The organism is Hymenobacter koreensis (assembly GCF_039541855.1).
In the GTDB taxonomy this organism is placed as follows: domain Bacteria; phylum Bacteroidota; class Bacteroidia; order Cytophagales; family Hymenobacteraceae; genus Solirubrum; species Solirubrum koreensis.
Genome location: NZ_BAABHA010000015.1, coordinates 346,487 through 363,535, shown reverse-complemented (window position 1 = coordinate 363,535; position 17,049 = coordinate 346,487). Strand labels below are relative to the sequence as shown.

Annotated in this window: 15 protein-coding genes; 7 read left to right on the top strand and 8 right to left on the bottom strand. The window is 59.9% G+C overall.

Annotated features, from left to right (window positions below):
• Nucleotides 1-157: 157 nt before the first annotated feature.
• A complete protein-coding gene (locus ABD903_RS20340) occupies nucleotides 158-619 on the top strand; it encodes a carboxypeptidase-like regulatory domain-containing protein (RefSeq protein ID WP_345227231.1) in 462 nt (153 codons plus the stop codon).
• Nucleotides 620-702: 83 nt separating this feature from the next.
• Here the strand turns inward: ABD903_RS20340 and ABD903_RS20335 are convergent, their stop codons facing one another.
• From ABD903_RS20335 to ABD903_RS20325, 3 genes are all read right to left on the bottom strand, one after another.
• On the bottom strand, nucleotides 703-1,134 hold the full coding sequence (locus tag ABD903_RS20335) for a hypothetical protein (protein ID WP_345227229.1): 432 nt from the start codon (nucleotides 1,132-1,134) through the stop codon (nucleotides 703-705).
• Between the two features lie 68 nt (nucleotides 1,135-1,202).
• The gene (locus ABD903_RS20330; protein ID WP_345227227.1) at nucleotides 1,203-2,297 is read right to left on the bottom strand and encodes a PAS domain-containing sensor histidine kinase; all 1,095 of its coding nucleotides are present in this window, start codon (nucleotides 2,295-2,297) and stop codon (nucleotides 1,203-1,205) included.
• Between the two features lie 225 nt (nucleotides 2,298-2,522).
• Complete coding sequence (locus ABD903_RS20325; RefSeq protein ID WP_345227226.1) at nucleotides 2,523-2,801, bottom strand: hypothetical protein; 279 nt, start codon at nucleotides 2,799-2,801, stop codon at nucleotides 2,523-2,525.
• A 269-nt stretch (nucleotides 2,802-3,070) separates the two neighbouring features.
• Here ABD903_RS20325 and ABD903_RS20320 point away from each other — a divergent pair, with 269 nt between their 5' ends.
• The 6 genes from ABD903_RS20320 (at nucleotide 3,071) to ABD903_RS20295 (ending at nucleotide 8,756) form a co-directional block, all read left to right on the top strand.
• Nucleotides 3,071-3,994 (top strand): SMP-30/gluconolactonase/LRE family protein, encoded by a 924-nt coding sequence (locus ABD903_RS20320; protein ID WP_345227224.1) that lies wholly within the window; start codon nucleotides 3,071-3,073, stop codon nucleotides 3,992-3,994.
• A 342-nt stretch (nucleotides 3,995-4,336) separates the two neighbouring features.
• Entirely contained in the window at nucleotides 4,337-4,789 is a 453-nt protein-coding gene (locus ABD903_RS20315; protein ID WP_345227222.1) for a carboxypeptidase-like regulatory domain-containing protein, read from the top strand.
• Nucleotides 4,790-5,166: 377 nt separating this feature from the next.
• Nucleotides 5,167-5,802 (top strand): helix-turn-helix transcriptional regulator, encoded by a 636-nt coding sequence (locus tag ABD903_RS20310; protein ID WP_345227220.1) that lies wholly within the window; start codon nucleotides 5,167-5,169, stop codon nucleotides 5,800-5,802.
• A 153-nt stretch (nucleotides 5,803-5,955) separates the two neighbouring features.
• On the top strand, nucleotides 5,956-7,644 hold the full coding sequence (locus ABD903_RS20305) for a hypothetical protein (protein ID WP_345227219.1): 1,689 nt from the start codon (nucleotides 5,956-5,958) through the stop codon (nucleotides 7,642-7,644).
• 434 nt (nucleotides 7,645-8,078) lie between these two features.
• Entirely contained in the window at nucleotides 8,079-8,486 is a 408-nt protein-coding gene (locus ABD903_RS20300; RefSeq protein ID WP_345227217.1) for a hypothetical protein, read from the top strand.
• A gap of 51 nt (nucleotides 8,487-8,537) precedes the next feature.
• Entirely contained in the window at nucleotides 8,538-8,756 is a 219-nt protein-coding gene (locus tag ABD903_RS20295; RefSeq protein ID WP_345227215.1) for a hypothetical protein, read from the top strand.
• Between the two features lie 85 nt (nucleotides 8,757-8,841).
• Here ABD903_RS20295 and ABD903_RS20290 read toward each other — a convergent pair whose 3' ends face one another.
• From ABD903_RS20290 to ettA, 5 genes are all read right to left on the bottom strand, one after another.
• On the bottom strand, nucleotides 8,842-11,523 hold the full coding sequence (locus ABD903_RS20290; RefSeq protein WP_345227214.1) for a DEAD/DEAH box helicase family protein: 2,682 nt from the start codon (nucleotides 11,521-11,523) through the stop codon (nucleotides 8,842-8,844).
• Nucleotides 11,524-11,526: 3 nt separating this feature from the next.
• A complete protein-coding gene (locus ABD903_RS20285) occupies nucleotides 11,527-11,772 on the bottom strand; it encodes a hypothetical protein (RefSeq protein WP_345227212.1) in 246 nt (81 codons plus the stop codon).
• Entirely contained in the window at nucleotides 11,723-13,432 is a 1,710-nt protein-coding gene (locus ABD903_RS20280) for a DNA methyltransferase (RefSeq protein ID WP_345227210.1), read from the bottom strand. Before ABD903_RS20280 ends, ABD903_RS20285 begins: the two co-directional genes overlap by 50 nt.
• Before the next feature lie 293 nt (nucleotides 13,433-13,725).
• Nucleotides 13,726-15,153 carry an ATP-binding protein gene (locus tag ABD903_RS20275; RefSeq protein ID WP_345227208.1) on the bottom strand — a complete coding sequence of 476 codons (1,428 nt, stop codon included), beginning with the start codon at nucleotides 15,151-15,153 and terminating at the stop codon, nucleotides 13,726-13,728.
• A 68-nt stretch (nucleotides 15,154-15,221) separates the two neighbouring features.
• Nucleotides 15,222-16,889: an energy-dependent translational throttle protein EttA gene (gene ettA, locus ABD903_RS20270; protein ID WP_345227206.1), complete on the bottom strand. Its 1,668-nt coding sequence runs from the start codon at nucleotides 16,887-16,889 to the stop codon at nucleotides 15,222-15,224.
• Between the last annotated feature and the right edge of the window lie 160 nt (nucleotides 16,890-17,049).

The window sequence follows — 17,049 nt, the reverse complement described above, 5'->3', positions numbered from 1 at the left end:
TCTGGCTATATAAAATACGCTTGGTAACTCAGCAGTAGCCGCAGCGGTAAGAAATCATGCAAAGACAACTTTACATGTTTTAACAAATATTTTATTGCACTTATAAATAACATCATTTACATTTGATTGCCTTTTATTACCAAACACCTCCACTGCCATGCACCGCCTACCTACCTTCCTGCTTGTGTTTGCGTTTGCCTTGCTCGCTAATTCTGCTCATGCCCAGACCACCGCGAGCAGCGCAACTCTGTCCGGCGGCGAGCGGGACCAACGGTTGGCTTTGGCTGTGTCCGATAGGCCCATCACTGCTACAACTCCCGCTTGCCAAATTGTTCGGGGGCAGGTGCTGAACGAGGATGGGCTTCCCTTGCCCGGTGCCACCGTGATGCTGAAAGGCACCCGCCTGATTTACAGCACTAATTCCGAAGGCTTTTATTCCTTCACCACCAACTCCCTTGCCCTGCCTAACCTGCAGATTAGCTACGCCGGCTACTCCGATGTCGAGCTTCCCGTGCGCCGCTGCTCCCCCGAAACCATAACGCTGGCCCTTATTCCCGGCACCCGCGTTAAGCAGGGCGGACGCAACCACGGTAAGATCCTGGCGGTAGGCCGGAATTAAGACTTCCCCTAACTTCTGGCCTGCTTCCTACCCCAAAATACCGGCATACGGTTCTGTAGGCGGGTACACGTGCGGAAGCTAGATTAAACCGGAACCTGCTTGGAGGTTTGGGGCTGGCGGTGTTCGGCCAGCCACGCCATAGCGGCTTGCTCCTCAGTAAAACGGGCCACTTGGTAGGGCCGGTTGCCGAAAAACGACAGCGGCGGCAGCTGCGGATCGGTTTCGATGTCGCGCAAATGGCCGGGGGTAAACAGAAAGGCCAGATGCACATTGCCGGGTAGGCGTTCGGCCAGTCGCGGAAAAAAATGCTGCACCATCCAGGTCGTGCGGTCCTTGTTCGAGTCGGCACGGCGCCCCGCGTCAATGAGCCAGGTGTGGCATTTGTATTCGACGGCCACGTTCAGCAGGTGTTCGTAGCCGTTCTGCAGCTCGTCGGTACTGGGCTGCCGCATCCAACGCGCTACCAGCACTTGCAAATCGGCGCGGTAGGTAATTTGCAAAACGTCGGTGGGCACGGCAGGCATTAACAACTGGGTTTGGCGGCGCAAGGTAGAGCCTTGGCCCTCGGCTTTCAGCAGAGAGTTTAGTGCGCCGGTACGCTTTTGGGCAACTCAATGTGAAAAGCCGTTCCCTGGCCCTCGGCGCTTTCCACCCAAATACGGCCCTGGTGCAGCCGAATGATGGTTTGGATAATGGACATACCCAGTCCGGTGGCTTTTTCGCCGCGTAAGCCGGGCCGGCGCGCTTTGGTAAACTTCTCGAACAGCTCCGGTTGCAGTTCCAGCGGAATGCCAATGCCGGTATCGGATACCACCACGCGCACGTGCTCGGGGTGCTCGGTGATATCGACGCGAATCTGCCCGCCGTCGGGCGTAAACTTGAGGGAATTGCTGATGAGGTTGTTAAACACCTGCATCATTTTGTTTTCGTCGATGTGCAGGTAAATGGCCGGCGCCGAAGTGTGCAGCTGAAAGTCCATTTTCAGCCCCAGTTGCATGTGCCGGTAATTGTCGATGGTAATGCCCAGCCGCTCCACCAGGTTTACCCGCTCGCGCCTTAGCTCCACGTTCACCGACTCGTAAAACTCGTTGTCCACGAAGTCGTGGATGAGGTCGGTACCCTCGCGGCAGGTTTCCTCAATAATGCGCACCAGTTCCTGCACTACCGGATCGGTGTGCTGCTGGGTACGGGCGCGCACCTCCACGGCGGCGCTGCGGATGATGTTTAGTGGCCCAGCTAGGTCGTGCGACAGGATTTCGAGGGTGGAGTTTTTCTTGTTGTTAAAGCGTTCGGCGTTGCGGGTGTACTCCTTACTGGTCGTAACGTCCTCCACAAAGCCACTGAGCAGCGCTTGCCCGTTGGGGCGCTGTTGCACGGCGGCCTTCAGGCACAGCCACTGCACGCTGCCGTCGGGCCGCACAAGGCGCACTTCCACGTCTTCGTGTAGCCGCTGCTGCAACAGCTTTTCCAGGCACTCGGCGGCGTAGGCACGGTCGTCGGGGTGCAGTTGCCGGAGCAGGCCGGGCAACTCTTCGTTGGCTTGGCTGCTTCTACCGCCCATCACTCGCTCGTAGGCGCTGTTTACGTACACCAGCCGGTTGGCCGAGAGGTCGTACACAAAGAACACCTGACGGAAGTTTTCTACCAACTCCTGGAAAGAGGGCTCGGTCTCTAGCATGGCATTAGTAGGTGAGGGAATAAGCGCAATGTAGTACCCAAACGGCGGCCGAGATAAGAAAATCAGGCATTTGGGTACTGGCCCTTGGCGTGCTGCTGATTTACGGCGCGGGTGCGGGCTGCGTTTTGGTTTCCTGCCGAACGGCGGTTTCCCGTCGGACCGGCTACTTGCTGGCGCCTGCCAAAGCCCTCCGCAAAACCCGCCGTACGCCGGCTACGCAGCTGGTTAGGCGCTGATAGTGGGCTCGAACGGCTTCACCGAATACCACACGTTGCCGTCCTCCTCAAAGCTGCGCACGTCGATGAGCACAATCAGCCCCTGCTCCACGTGAATACGGTCGCCCACGCCGGGCAGTACCCCGTGGCGTTGCACCACCAGGCCCACGGCAGCCCCAATTTTATCTTCCAGCTCGCTTACGGCTTCCTGGCCCTCGTCGCGGCCGTGCTGCTGATAGAGGGATTCGGCGTACTGGTGATTGAGGTTGAGTTGAAAAGGAATGGTCATGCGGAACTGTAGTAAAATAAGAGGTCGAAGATACGGAGCAACGGGCGGTATCCGGAGCGGTAACGGCGCCGCCCGCTGCCTGTGCCCACCTTATTCGTCGGTTCTGCCCGGGCGTTGAAGTTGTCATCGGGCCCAGCGCAAAACCATGGCCTGACTTGTTACGCCGTAGCCGGCTGCCCGTTGCGCTGGCCTGCTGCGGCCGGAATGTGGCTACCTTCCGGCTTCCCGCTGCGGGCCCGCCTGTACGCCAGTTTTTCTGCTCCAGCTTTATGCGTTACTCTGGTTTCCGTTCCGGCCTGTGGCTGGCATTCCTACTTGTTACGGCCAATGCCTGCACCACCGCTTCCAGCGGCGGTAATACGGCCGCCGGTGTTACCGCTCCGGGTGCCACTCTGCGGTTGGTAGCCAGGCAGTTTTCGTTTACCGAAGGCCCGGCCGTAGACAAAGCCGGCAACGTGCTTTTCACCGACCAGCCCAACAATACCATTTGGAAGTACGACACCCACGGCCAGCTCAGCAAGTTTCTGGCCCCGGCCGGCCGGGCCAACGGTCTGTACTTCGACCAACGAGGCAACCTGCTGGCCTGCGCCGACGAGCAGAACCAACTGTGGTCTATTGCGCCCGACGGCAAGGTAACCGTGCTGCTGGCCGACCTGCAGGGCCGCCGCCTGAACGGCCCCAACGACCTGTGGGTGCATCCCGGCACCGGCAGCATCTACTTCACCGACCCCTACTACCAACGCCCGTACTGGACGCGCACTGCCCCCGAAATTAGCAGTCAACGGGTGTATTTATTGCCGCGAGGCCAGACGCAGCCCCTGGTGGCCGACGACCAGCTGCAAAAGCCCAACGGCATTATGGGCACTCCCGATGGCCGCCAACTTTACGTAGCCGACATCGAAGCCCACAAAACCTACCGCTACCGGATAGCCCCCGACGGCTCGCTCACCAACCGCCAACTCTTCGTGGCGCAGGGCTCCGACGGCATGACCATTGACCACGAGGGGAACGTGTACCTGACCGGCGACGGGGTAACGGTGTACAACGCCGCAGGCGTAAAAATCGACCACATTGCCGTGCCCGCCGCCTGGACGGCCAACGTCTGCTTCGGCGGCCCCGACCGAAAAACCTTGTTTATAACCGCCTCCGAAGCCGTATTCACCTTACCAATGCGGGTTCAGGGTGTGCAGTAGCTACGGCAACCTCCGCCGGCGACGATACGGGGCAACTTCGCCGGCTGCCACCGCTTAACCTATCATGTTATAGTTCAAAATAATACCGCTCACCCAACTTTATGGCAAAGACGTTTGGCCAGGCATTTCGATAACTTATACTATCTACAGCTACAAAACAGCCCGTTTGGGACAGTCGAGGAAGCGAAAATGCAAATCCTTTCTTAACTTAGCTGACAGGCACTAATGATACTTGTGCAATTTTCCTCCGAACAGCACTTCTTTTTCGGCCCTTTACACAACCACTGGGGGCCAGCAAACCCGGCTCAAATCAGACCTTCTCCGCCCTACTTATTCCTAGCCATGAAACAACTTGCTACCCTTACCATTGGCCTGTTTTTCGGGGTTGTTTCGGCCCAGGCGCAGGAGCAGGCAGCCCGCGCCGATACTGCCCGCAACGCGGCTCCGGTTGCGCCCCCCAATCCTGCCGTGCTCGAGTGCAACACCCTCGTCGGCCGCGTAACCGACGTCTTCGATTATCCGCTAACCGGCGCCACCGTTATGCTACGGGGCCGTAACAACTCGTTCAGCACCGACGCCTTCAGCACTAACTCTGATGGCCGCTACCTTATTACTTCCAAGAAGCCCATTCCCCGTAACACCGTGCTGCAGGTTACGGCCGGCGGCTATAACAGCGTAGAGCAGCCGTTGGCTAACTGCAAGCCCCTGGATATTTCGCTGGAGTTGCTGCCCGGCACCAAGCTAAAGTCGGACGGCCGCATTAAGAAGACCAGCAGCACCGGTAAAATCAAGTAGTACCGCCGGCCACCCCATTACCAATTAGCCTGTTTAGACCCTCTCACCCGCTTTTATGCTGGTAAGGCTGCTTCCGTGTGCCCATTCACCTGCATCCCACTTGAGCCGACCGGACGAAACGCCGTCTATTACTGTTTGACGCTTCCAGTCGGCTGCTGTCAACTTCGCATCTGAGGAAGCCCTCTAAGCAATTAGTATTTTCCGGTTTATTATTTGCTCAATTGCAAGTAACAACCTCAAGGTTTGTATATATTACCCCCGAATTAGAACTCACTCCGATCTGCCCCGGCTTCTGCGCAAACCAGCGGCTTTCCTTACCCTTAACACACCTTATTTCTGGTTTTTGATCCTCTTCAGATACTTCTGCTGCTATTGCTATGTCCGCTCCCGACGCCCATGTGCTGGTGGCCGCCCCGCCTACCCTGCACCGGCAAGGCCTGGTAACCACCCTGCGCGACGCGTGGCCCGGCGCCACCCTCACCGTAACCGCCGACGTACAGTACCTGCCGGTGCTGCTGCTGCACCAACCCTACGCGCTGGTGGTAGTCGATGGCAGCCTGTGTGCCGCGCCTTTACCCCGGCTCCTCGCCACCCTGCGCGGCACGCGCACCCACCAGCCGCTGCTGCTGCTGCTCGTGGGGAACCGACTGCCTCCCGCCGTGCGTGAGGCCTTGCTCCGTGCCGAAGCCACTACCCTGCTTTCCCGGCACGCCTCCCCGGCCGATGTAGTTAGCGCCGCCGCGCCCTGGCTGAGCGGCCGCCTCACCGGCTCCCTCACCACGTTTCATACCCCCACCCGCCGCGCCACCCCGCCCACGCCCTTCAGCCGGCGCGAGTTGGAAGTGCTGCGCCTGGTAGTGGCCGATTGCTGCAACCAGGAAATAGCCGACCGCCTGTTCCTGAGCGTGCGCACCGTGGAAAGCCACCGCCGCGCCCTGCTCCAGAAAGCCGGCGCCAAAACCCTGGTGGGCCTGGTAGTGCGGGCCGTGCGGGAGGGGTGGGTAACGGCATAAAATTCAGTGCTGGCACGGAGGGAAGCCCGGCACAAGGAAGCGCATCTTGACTGACTACCAGTAAGCCATATTAAGTAGGCGCTGCTGGAAGATTACCGTGCCGACTTGGGAAGCTTTCCAAGACTTTTTCACCTCACTCTCTTCCCAATTCAGATGAGCATATCTGTCTACCGCCAACTGCCAAAAATTTGCTTGCTCGTTGTGGTTGTAACGACAGGCTTGGCCTATAGCGCCTGTAGCCCGGTCAGGCCGTTGCTCACGCGTGAGGAGGCGAGGAGTCAGCGCAACGAAGAAGCTAAAAGGCTAACGGTATACCGCGACACGCTTGCCCAAAGGATAGCAGAAAAAAAACTAGACGCGGCCACCGCTGCTACATTGTGGGCTGATACGTTGCGGCAGCACGAGGAGCGTCTCGGTCGAATAGGCGTACTCCGGCAGCCTCCCAGTGCGCCGCAATACGCCAGCAGCATCGTCTTTGACCCGTTTGGGGCGGGCATCTCCGGTCCGCGCCGGATGCGGGCCAATCGTCAGCTACGGGTAGAAGCCGTGAATATTAACCCCTTCAAGTACGATGTGGAGTTGGATTCCAAGGTATTTTCGTACACCTACGAAAATCCGGCCGCGCCAAAGGCCGGGACTGCAGCTGAAAACGACAAAACAAAAGAATTCTTCTCCGCGACCTCGCCCAACAACTCCGTTAAAAAACTTCCTTCCTTCGCTGCTATCAAGCGAAGGCTTGCCCTTTACGACTTAATTACTCAGCAGCTTACCAAGCTTTATCGTCAGGATACAAGGCCAATTGCTGGAGCAGCACTTAATAGAGCCGCCGATACGCTCTTCAATAACGCTTCATTAACAGCAGCCAATTTTGCCGCTTATCGCGGAAGCCAAGCTGATGCGTTGACCGCCGTTATAGAACAGCAGGATGGTGTAGTTGAGAATTTAGAAGAGTCCATCAAGTCTCTAAAGCCCAAACGCGGGGAAAACACGACCAACAAGGAGACACGAGAGAAAAAGCTAGCGGGGGAAAAAGTCAAATTAATGAATGTGACCGAGGAACTGGCGGTCATGAACCTGCTACTGACGCAAACAAAAGGTCTTATGGGTGGACTAGATGCCGCGAAAGCAGCTGCCGTAATCAAGGAAGCAGAAACGCTAGGGCGGTTTCTAATAGCTCTCCGGGACGAGTCTGAGCCACGCTTCCAGACGCAATTCCAAACCAAGGGCGACGAGATGGACACCAAGCTCAAGCTCACGGTGCGTGCCGACTACCTTATTCCCCCCGGCCGGGCGGCGGGCAAGCTGCTGGAATGGCAAACTACCACACAGGTCACGCACCGCTTCCGGGTGTCGGCTTCGGCGGGAGCATTTGTCACGGGGCTGCGCGACTACAGCTACGGGCTGCTGGAAGATTCCAGCAAGGTGCGGCGGCGCACCGACGCCACTTCTACTACCGATACCACTACTGCCATCGGCTACAAGCGCGACAAGCGCATAGCTCGGCTTAATGGAAACGAGAAAATCAACATTGGCTTTACGGGACTCACCCATTTTCACTACCGGCTGTTGCCCGCCTTCGATGTGGCCGCCAGCCTGGGGTTGGGGGCTCAGCCAGCGGGCCTGCAGCTGCTGGCCGGCCTTACCGTGCTGACGGGCGGCGAAAAGCAGCGCCTGTGCTTAACAGGTGGGATGGTAGCCGGAAAAGTCAACCGGCTTTCGGGCGGCTACCACGAGGGGCAACGGTTGAGCACCGGCATTTCTATTGTGCCCACGCAAGCAGTAAATGAGCATTCCTGGTTTTTTGCCCTTACCTATAATCTGACGGGTACAAGGACCGAGTAGCGTACAACAGCGTGTTTGTGCACCAATCCGGTGCGGCTCGCCACCTGTTCAATTCTGCTTTCGTGAGAAGCTGTTTCCATTCAGCCGCTATCCAATTACGTGTTGTGCGCTGAATAGAGCCGCCTTCCCCGCCCCCGAAGCCCCACTACCGCTTGCTAAAATCCTACTAGCGGGTGCGGGAACGACGGTGGCGTACGTGGGAAGCCCGCTGCCGGATGCGGGAAGGGCGCTGACGAACGGGGAAATCTTACTGCCGATAGATTTTGTGCTAGTGACGCACGCGGGAAAGCCGCCGCCGGGGGCGGGAACGGCCGGGCCGAAGCCGGGCAGGGCGCTGACGACCGCGGAAACAAGGCAAACAGTAGGAAATGACGCCGCCGATGGGCATATTCCCGGCATAATACAATTTTCATCTTTTTCCCTACTATTTTCGTATGAACCGCAAGCAGGAATCCCAGGTATTGCGCCACCGCAAGGTGGTGGAGGTGTTAGACGAATATCCACAGGACGCGCAGGCGGTAGCCGCTTTCGCGGAGGTGGCCCAGGGGCTGCGGGAGCGGCTGGCGCTGGTGGCGGGCATTGGCCCCCGGCGGCAATCAGAGGGGGCCACGGAGCAGAAGGGCCTGCACCGCGACGCGCTGACGGCCGGCCTGGTGAAGGCGGCCAACGCGCTGTACTTGCTGTACCGGAAGGAGGGCAACCTGGAAGCGGCCCGCACCCGCAGCGAGTACCGCAGCCTGAGCGCCTTGCTGTTTAACGGGCAGGCCACCGCCGTAAGCAAAGCCGCCAATCAGCGGGCGGCCGACCTGCAGAGCTACAACCTAACGCCCGCCGCCGCCTAGGCCTACGACGAGAGCATCGACAAACCCAAAGCGGCCACCGAGGCGGGCAAGGTGGTAACTACGGCCACGGGCCAGCTAATTCAGGATTTAAACCGCTACCTCAGAGACGACTTCCGGCCCGCCACCGAGCTGCTCGCCGACTCACACCCGCTGCTGTATGCGCGCCTGCGCGAGGCCATGCGCGTAGACGATGCCAGCTACGGCCGGAGCGCCGAAGCCAAGGCCCGGCGGACGGCGAAAGCCGCCGGCACCGTGCCGCCGGTGGCGTAGGCTGCGGCTGATGCCAAAACCAAGAGCCCCGTCCGCAGCACGTGCGGGCGGGGCTGTTTTTTGTTTGAACGGGGTTAAGGCTCTGCTAAATCGTTACATCTGTCAGCTTTTGAAAAGCGGCAGTAAAAACAGCCTGGCTGGCATGGGTATAGAATGGCAGGCCGTGAAGGCGCACCTCGTCGTTTTCAAACAGTAGCTGCAAGTTCGCGTTGGTAGCATGGGTTTCGATGCTGAGAAGAAAGGCTTCCTTCCAAGCGTCAGCCAGCCGCAGATGCTCGCCTTTCGGCTCAACGAAAACCTGCCAAGTAAGGGCCTTACCGGTGGCGGCTTCGATAAGAAACAAAACAAAATCGGGCTCGAAGGGGCGGCCGTCGTCGAAGCTGTAGAGTTGAAACAGCTTATCGTTGCGCAGCAGGTAAATATCCTGGAAGCGTGTTCTCAGGTCGGGCAGGGCGGCGGCCAGGTAACGGATGAAGTATTTTTCTTCGGAGGTACCGTAAAACTCGTCGTAGATAAGCCAGTCATTTGTGGCTACGTCCAGGCGGAGGGCCGTGTCGGGGTTATCCGTCATGGGGCGGGCGGTTTCGCGGTCGTCGCCGTCCTGCGCTACGGTTATCCGGTCGTTGGCTAAGTATTGCTTGAGCGGCCGGCCCGTGAAGGCGGTGCTGCCTACGTACTCGTGCAGGCTTTTGCCCAGCAGCGCTTGTAGCTCCTGGAATACGTGGCGGGCGGCAGCTAGCTTTTGATGCGGGCGCAGGGCGTTGCGTTGCGCTGCGGTGGCGCGGAGGGTAAAAGTGGAGCCGCCCAGGTACTCGGCCGCCGTGAGCAACTGCCGGATAGAGGTCAGCTGCGGCAGTAGCTGGCGCAGGCGGCTGAACTCATAAAACGGAAAGCTTTCCAACGCCTTGCGCAGCACGGGCAGGCCCAGCTCGCTCAGGCGCACAGGGTAGTCCAGCCGGTCGGGGCTGGCGGGGGTGGCGGATTCTACGGCCTCGGTGGGGTCAAATACGGTGGCCTCGGTGGTGCCGTCGGGGGGCAATTCGTAGGCGATGGGGAGCAGGGCATTGGCATAAGTGGCCGTGAGCGTGACGCGGCGCTGAGTGCCGGTACGCACCCGCTCGTTGGTATAGAGCAGGCCGGTTTCCCAGATGGGCAGTTGCTTGAAGGCGGGCTTCACGCGCACGGTGCGCGGGGTGCCGTCGTCATTGGCCGGGTCGTAGATGCCGGCCTCTACCAACTCGTGGGTAAGGGCAGCCACGTAGCGGTTGTCGTTGATGGAATGGTAGTACAACTCTTCCAGGCAGCGGAGCGGGTTGCCGAGGTCTTTGTCCAGCTTGCGGCGGTTCAGCTCGGCATCGGTAGGGCGCTGCCAGGGGAAATAGCGGGCACCTCGCCCGATGAGCTGGGCCTCCTGGGTGGTGCCTTTGGTGGGTTTGGGGCGGGCGGCGGCGGTTACGCCGGTGCCTTCATCCAGCCGCACGATGTCGTAGAGGTTGAGCACATCCCAGCCTTCGGTGAGCATCTGCACCGTGAATACGGCCCGCACGGGGCCTTCTTCGAGGCGGTTTAGCTCCAGCTGCTTGCTTTCGCTGTCGTTCTGGTTGTTCACGATGATGCAGCGGTCGGGCCGGAAGGCTTCGCGCAGCTCGTCGGCCAGGCGGGCCAGGGGCAGGTTGTGAGCCTGAAACCAGGTTAGCGCCTTTTGCAGCGTGGGGCCAGGGTGGGCCGTTAGTTCGGCCAGCACGTCGCCGCTGAGGGTGTCGAGCCACTGGCCAAACGCGGTGAAAAAGGCCTCGCTCTCGGCCACGGTGGGCGACTTGAACAGCAGCGCCGGCTTGAACGGCGCGTAGGGAGAGACCAGCGCCGGGCTGGCCGCGTTGTACACTTTCAGCCGCCACTGGCTCAGGAGCAGCGCCTGGGCCACGCGGGCCCAGCGCGACTCGCCCGACTTGAGCAGCCGGATTTCCTTGGAGTACCCGTCTTGCCGGAACTCCCTGAGAGAGTAGCGCACCAGTACCTTATCCTGGTACTTTTCGGCCAGGGCGCGGTCGGTGAAGTCTACGGTGGCGGTGTATTCGAGCAGCACGTTATCGGGCCGTTGCTGCAAGAGCTGTAAGATGGTGCCCTCCCAGGTAGTTTCCTCAACATCGACCTGCCCACGGGCACGGGCGGCGCGGTTGAAATGGTGGGCTTCGTCGGCCAGCAGCACCAGCGGGTGGCGGGCCAGGTCTTCGTAGCTCAGGCCCTGCTCGCGGGGGGTGCGCAGGTCGGAGTGCAGCCCGGCGGCGGTGGTGAACAGAATGCTCAGGTCGTCGGCGTTGCTGCCCTCAAACGACTCGACGGCCACCACTGGCACCGGCCGGCCGCCCACCACGATTTTCGGCGCGAAGAGGTACTTGGGGTTGCCGGGGTCGGTGAAGTTGGCGCGGGTTTTTTCCACGATGTTGCGACTGTCCACTACGAACAGGAAGCGGCGGTAGCCCTGCGCGTACAAGGCCAGCATATTGGCGGCCATGAGCATGGTTTTGCCGCTGCCGGTGGCCATGTTAAACAGCAGGTGCGCGGGCCGGGCCAGCAGCTCGGCATCTTCGGCCCGCAGGGTATTCCAATAGAAATCGAACCGGGCCAGCGCGTCTTCCTGGTAGGGGCGCACGGTGAGGGCGGGGTTCAGGTTGCGCACCACGTTGGGCTGCGCGTGGTACTTGAGCAGCTTGCGCTTTTTGTAGAGGTCCAGCTCGTCGGCCAGAAAGGTAATAGGGGCAGGCATGGCTTACTCGGCAGCGGCCCCGGACAGGCCATAGAAGGAGCGGTTGAGGGCAATGTCGGCGGCGCTAAGGCCGTGGTCGGCATCTTCCATCTCGGTCAGGTTCACATAGAGGCGGTTTTTGTCGAGGCAGTCTAGCAGTACCCGCTTTTGCTCAGCCAGGGGCAGCTCGGCAAAAGCGGCCGGGTCCCAGCTCTCTACCTCAATGCGCAAAAACCCGTGCTGTTCCATCTCGGCGTACAGGGCCAGCAAGGCAGCAGTGTCCGGGGCGGCCTCTACGCGGGCCACAAAGCTGGCGTTGTCCTCCTTTAGTTCGACGTACAATAAATCCCCCCCCCGTCCAATTCTGCGCTTTCGACACGCCGCCCTGCTCGCCGGCAATGACTTTTTGCAGCCGGGGCACGGTTACGGTATTGATGTAGTCCATCTGCTCGATGGCGATGTAGCGGCGGCCCATCTTGTGGGCTACGGCCGCCGTGGTGCCGGAGCCAACGAAGAAGTCCAGCACGAGGTCGCCGGGCTTGGTGCCTATTTCCAGAATGCGCTGAATGAGGCGTTCTGGCTTTGGGGTGGCAAACGCTTCTACTTCGGGCAGCACGGCTTTTATCTCGGCTTTGGCTGTGCGGTTGGAACCTACTTCAGTGTGCGTCCAGATAGTTTCCGGGGGACGGGTACTGTTTTCGGAAGCGTAAATCCGGTAGTAAGGTGTCCAGCCGTTGCGGCCGTTCACCCATTCAATCCGGTTTTTATCAGTGGCAGCTTTTTCTTTTTTCCAACGCCACCGACCATCTACACCATCTTGTTTTTTTGGCAATACTTTGGTGCCATCTGGGGCCTCCAGTGCATAATACATAGTAGGTCTTGCTGCTCGCGTATCCGCAATTCCCATCGCACGCAATGGCTTGGTATAATAACGCTTCCCTTCGGCATCGGTGCGGTCATAATGCTCAGGGTGCTCTCCTTCTAAACGTAGTTGATTTAATTCAAACTGTTCAATGTCTCTGGCATAAATCAGGGTATTATCGTGCCGGCTGGAGAAATACTCCGCATCCATACGCGGGCTGTCAGCCTTTTCCCAAATGGCGTTGGCAACAAAATTGGGTCGGCCGAATATCTCATCGCACAACACCTTGCAGTACCCGGCTTCGTTATCGTCAAGCTGGATAAAAATGCTGCCTGAACGGTGCAACAGCGCTTTAGCCACCTCCAGCCGATTGCGCATAAACGTTAACCAAGTTGAATGCGTGAACTTGTCGTTATACTGAAAGCTGTCGGTTTCAGTGTTATAAGGCGGGTCGATGTAAATCAGCTTTACCTGGCCGCGAAAGCGAGGCAGCAGGCTGTGCAGGGCCAGCAGGTTGTTGCCTTTGATAACCAGGTTTTCGGTGGTCGGGTCGGGGGCGGCATCGGCGGGCAGCGGGTGCGCGCCGTCGGCATCGTAGCGGGTGAAGTTGGTAAGCGCTTTGGGAGCCAGCAGACGGGTTATTTCGTCGGGGGCCAGGGTTTCGTTGTAGAAGACCTCGTCGCGCTTCTGGTCGTCCTTGTCCTGGCCGCCTTCCAGCACGCAGTCTTTGTAGGGCCAGGCCAGCACCACGTCGTTCGACTCGCGCAGGTAGCGCCCCCGCGCCACGCGCAGCCCAATTCGGTCGCGGTAGGCGGTGTAGGACTGCGGCAGCAGGGTGCGATTGTGTAGAAAGTTTTCAAACTCGCCCAGCTTAAACACCTCGGCTTCGCCCACGGTCTGGAAAAACTGCCCGCGCAGTCCGGCATGGCCCAGCAGTAGGGCCAGTAGGCCGGCATCGTAGCGGTAAGCGGCTTCGGCCACCTGGTCGGTGTTGAGGCGGTTATTGGCGAAGAAATCGGGGCGGTGCTCACGGAGCAGCTCGATGAGGTCGTGTTGGAGGTTTTGCATAGATAGGCAGGTGTTAGCCGGGCAAAAGTACGTGCTGTGCTAATCGGTTTGCCAGCCGTGCGCAAACTCTTGCCGGGGCCGCCCCGGAGCGCCGCTACCAAACGCAACCCAGAGCCAACCCGGCCGCTACCCATTAGCGCCGGCCCTATGTATTTGGGCGGCCGGTGACATTTGCAGTGACATCCAATGTCAGAGTAAATGTCACTACAGATGTCACCGCAAACTGCGGCGGCGCGGTTTTACTCTGACATTTACTCTGACACCGGATGTCAGAGTAAATGTCAGGGCAGCCGTTAAGAATCCGCAGAGTGTTTCAACAGCACATAGCGGCCGGTTTTAAAAGCACCCAGGAAGCCCACCAAATCCGCTTCCTGCAGCTGTCGAATATCGCGACGGGCCGTGCGGTCGGTTACTGAGAACTTATAAATAATGTCTTCTGCCTTAACCTGATAGCCATCGGCCAACTGGGCCATAAACCACTGCTGCCGTTCGTTTACTCTGACATTTACTCTGACATCGGATGTCAGAGTAAATTCTTCGCCGGTTGGCAACTGCAGCTCCGGGTGCGGCAGCAGCTTGGCCCGCAGCACGGTGCCTTTGTCTTCCCACTGCGGCAGGGCGTAGCCCAGCTGCCGGGCGTCGGTTTCGATGCGCTCAAAGCCCGAGCCCCAGTTTTCCATGATGGTGAGCTTGTGCAGCACGCCCGCAATAATGGGGTTGCGGGCCCGGCTCACGCCGTTGCGAAAATCCTCCTCACTCAGCCCCAACGGCCAGCCACCGGGGTTTTCTACCTCAATGCGGTTGCTGAACACGGCTACCTTAATGGTCATGCCGTGGCGGCTGTAGTCGGCGTGGGCCAGGGCATTCACCAGCACCTCGCGCAGAGCCACGGCCGAATACTCGGGAATATCCTGGCGGCGCAGGGTTTCGCCGGTAATGCGCGAGGCCGTGCGCGTGTTGCGCCGCACAAAGCGGGGCACTTCTTCCAGCGCGGCCATGATGGACACACCCCGGCTGTCGGGTTCGAGCTGGTCCAGAAACTCCGCTTTGGTTGAGCCGGCAAACCGGGCGGCCTGCACCCGCGCATCGGGGAAGCAGCGGGCCCGGGCGGCGGGCGTGCCAAATAAAATGATGGCGCCGTTGGTGGGCAGCCAGGTTTCATCGGAGCGCACCAACAGGCCCAGCGTTTCCATCTTGGCCGGCAGCAACGAAACCCCTACGGCCTCGAACAGCCGCTGGGCGGCTTCCTGGTCGAAGTCGGCCAAGCGGGCACCGGCGCACACCTGGCTATCAAAGGTGCCGGCTTGGGCCTGGCGGCGCAGCTCCGTGAGCTGGTCGGGGGTGGCCTGGCGGTTAGTGGAGCCGTGGCGGGTGTACACGCCGGCTTCGGGCCCTTCCTGCTTGACATAGAATACGCCAGGAAAGCGCGGCACCCGCACCACGAGGAAATCAAACCCGTTTTCCGTCACTACCTGAAAGTCGGGCGAAATGGCCGGTTCAATGCCGTTGGCTATCAGGTTGGCCAGGCGCTCTTCTTCCATGGCCGCGTCTGGCAATCCAACGGCCCGCCGGTCGTCGGTGACGCCCACCACCAGCGTGCCGCCCGTGGTGTTGGCAAAGGCCACAATAGCCCGCAGCACCCGGCCAGGAGACGATAAGTCTTGCTTGAACTCCAGGATTCGGCTTTCGTTGCGGCGCAGAAAATCGGCAATAGCGGGCATAGTCAAGTCAAAAAAGAAGAGACGCAAAGATGCGTCTCTTCCTGCTTCAAACTATACGGGCAGCTGGCCTACCCCAAACTCCGGTACCGCACGCGCTTGGGCTCCACGTCGCCGAGGCGCTTCTTTTTGGCCTCCTCGTAATCGGAGAAGTTGCCCTCGAACCACACCACCTGCGAGTCGCCCTCGAAGGCCAGGATGTGGGTGGCCAGGCGGTCGAGGAACCACCGGTCGTGGCTGATGATAACGGCGCAGCCGGCGAAGTTCTCCAGCGCGTCTTCCAGGGCCCGGATGGCATTCACGTCCAGGTCGTTGGTCGGTTCGTCGAGCAGCAGCAGGTTGGCGCCCTGCTTGAGGGTGGTGGCCAGGTGCACCCGGTTCCGCTCCCCGCCCGAGAGCGAGCCGACTTTCTTTTCCTGGTCGCCGCCGCGGAAATTGAAGTTGCTCACGTAGGCGCGGGCATTCACCGGCCGGCCGGCCAGCAGCATGGTTTCGGTGCCGCCCGAAATGGTTTCGAACACCGACTTGTTGGGCTCCAGCGTGTCGTGCTGCTGGTCTACGTAGGCGGTTTGCACCGTGGGGCCCACCACAAACGTGCCCGCGTCGGGCTCCAGCTGGCCGGTAATGAGGCGGAAGAGCGTGGTTTTACCGGCGCCGTTCGGCCCGATGATGCCCACGATGCCGCCCTGGGGCAAGGAGAACGAGAGGTTCTCGAACAGCAGCTTGTCGCCGAAGGCCTTGGTCAGCCCTTCGGCCTCGATAACCTGGGCACCGAGGCGCGGACCGTCCGGGATGAACAGCTCCAGCTTCTGCTCCTTTTCCTTGGCGTCGGCCGTCACCATTTTGTCGTAGCCGGCGAGGCGGGCCTTGCTCTTGGCCTGACGCGCTTTGGGGGCCATGCGCACCCATTCCAGCTCGCGCTGCAGGGTTTTCTGGCGCTTGCTCTCGGTTTTCTCTTCCTGAGCGAGGCGGTTCGATTTCTGCTCCAGCCACGAGGAGTAGTTACCCTTCCACGGAATGCCTTCGCCGCGGTCAAGCTCCAGAATCCAACCCGCCACGTTGTCGAGGAAGTACCGGTCGTGGGTTACGGCTATTACAGTGCCTTTGTACTGCTGCAGGTGCTGCTCCAGCCACAACACCGATTCGGCGTCGAGGTGGTTGGTGGGTTCGTCGAGCAGCAGCACGTCGGGCTCCTGCAGCAGCAGGCGGCACAGGGCCACGCGGCGCTTTTCCCCGCCCGAGAGGTTGCCGATGATGGCATCCGGGGCGGGTGTGCGCAGGGCGTCCATGGCGCGCTCCAGCTTGCTGTCGAGGTTCCAGGCGTCCAGCTGATCAAGGCGCTCCTGCACGGTACCCTGGCGCTCCAGCAGCTTATCGAAATCGGGGTCTTCGCCGCCAAAGGCTTCGTTGATTTCCTCGAATTCCTTGAGCAGGGCCACGGTTTCGGCGGTGCCTTCCTGCACTACTTCCAATACGGTTTTAGTAGGGTCCAGCTGAGGCTCCTGCTCCAGGTAGCCCACCGTGTAGCCCGGCGACCAAACCACGTCGCCCTGAATCTGCTTATCGACGCCGGCAATAACCTTCAGCAAGGAAGATTTACCGGAGCCGTTCAAGCCCAGCACGCCAATTTTGGCGCCGTAGAAAAACGAGAGGTAAATGTTTTTAAGAACCTGTTTCTGGGGTGGGTACACCTTGGTTACCCCCGCCATGGAAAAAATAATGGTGGGCTGGTCGCTCATCGGGAAAGGATGGAATTAGATGCGGAAGGTACTGAAGAACCAAAAAACTCCCCGCCTTTTTCAACCGAAGGAAGGCGTTAGCCAAGGCAGGGACGCCGTACCGAAGGTGCAGCCGGGGTGGTTGCGGCGTTAGCTTCGCTGACCTGCGGTTGACGACGAT

What these genes read in the sequence shown, in the direction of transcription:
- ABD903_RS20340 (WP_345227231.1), top strand. Translation starts at nt 158, where the DNA reads ATGCACCGCCTACCTACCTTCCTGCTTGTGTTTGCGTTTGCCTTGCTC.
- ABD903_RS20330 (WP_345227227.1), bottom strand. Translation starts at nt 2,297, where the DNA reads ATGCTAGAGACCGAGCCCTCTTTCCAGGAGTTGGTAGAAAACTTCCGT.
- ABD903_RS20325 (WP_345227226.1), bottom strand. Translation starts at nt 2,801, where the DNA reads ATGACCATTCCTTTTCAACTCAACCTCAATCACCAGTACGCCGAATCC.
- ABD903_RS20320 (WP_345227224.1), top strand. Translation starts at nt 3,071, where the DNA reads ATGCGTTACTCTGGTTTCCGTTCCGGCCTGTGGCTGGCATTCCTACTT.
- ABD903_RS20315 (WP_345227222.1), top strand. Translation starts at nt 4,337, where the DNA reads ATGAAACAACTTGCTACCCTTACCATTGGCCTGTTTTTCGGGGTTGTT.
- ABD903_RS20310 (WP_345227220.1), top strand. Translation starts at nt 5,167, where the DNA reads ATGTCCGCTCCCGACGCCCATGTGCTGGTGGCCGCCCCGCCTACCCTG.
- ABD903_RS20305 (WP_345227219.1), top strand. Translation starts at nt 5,956, where the DNA reads ATGAGCATATCTGTCTACCGCCAACTGCCAAAAATTTGCTTGCTCGTT.
- ABD903_RS20300 (WP_345227217.1), top strand. Translation starts at nt 8,079, where the DNA reads ATGAACCGCAAGCAGGAATCCCAGGTATTGCGCCACCGCAAGGTGGTG.
- ABD903_RS20290 (WP_345227214.1), bottom strand. Translation starts at nt 11,523, where the DNA reads ATGCCTGCCCCTATTACCTTTCTGGCCGACGAGCTGGACCTCTACAAA.
- ABD903_RS20280 (WP_345227210.1), bottom strand. Translation starts at nt 13,432, where the DNA reads ATGCAAAACCTCCAACACGACCTCATCGAGCTGCTCCGTGAGCACCGC.
- ABD903_RS20275 (WP_345227208.1), bottom strand. Translation starts at nt 15,153, where the DNA reads ATGCCCGCTATTGCCGATTTTCTGCGCCGCAACGAAAGCCGAATCCTG.
- ettA (WP_345227206.1), bottom strand. Translation starts at nt 16,889, where the DNA reads ATGAGCGACCAGCCCACCATTATTTTTTCCATGGCGGGGGTAACCAAG.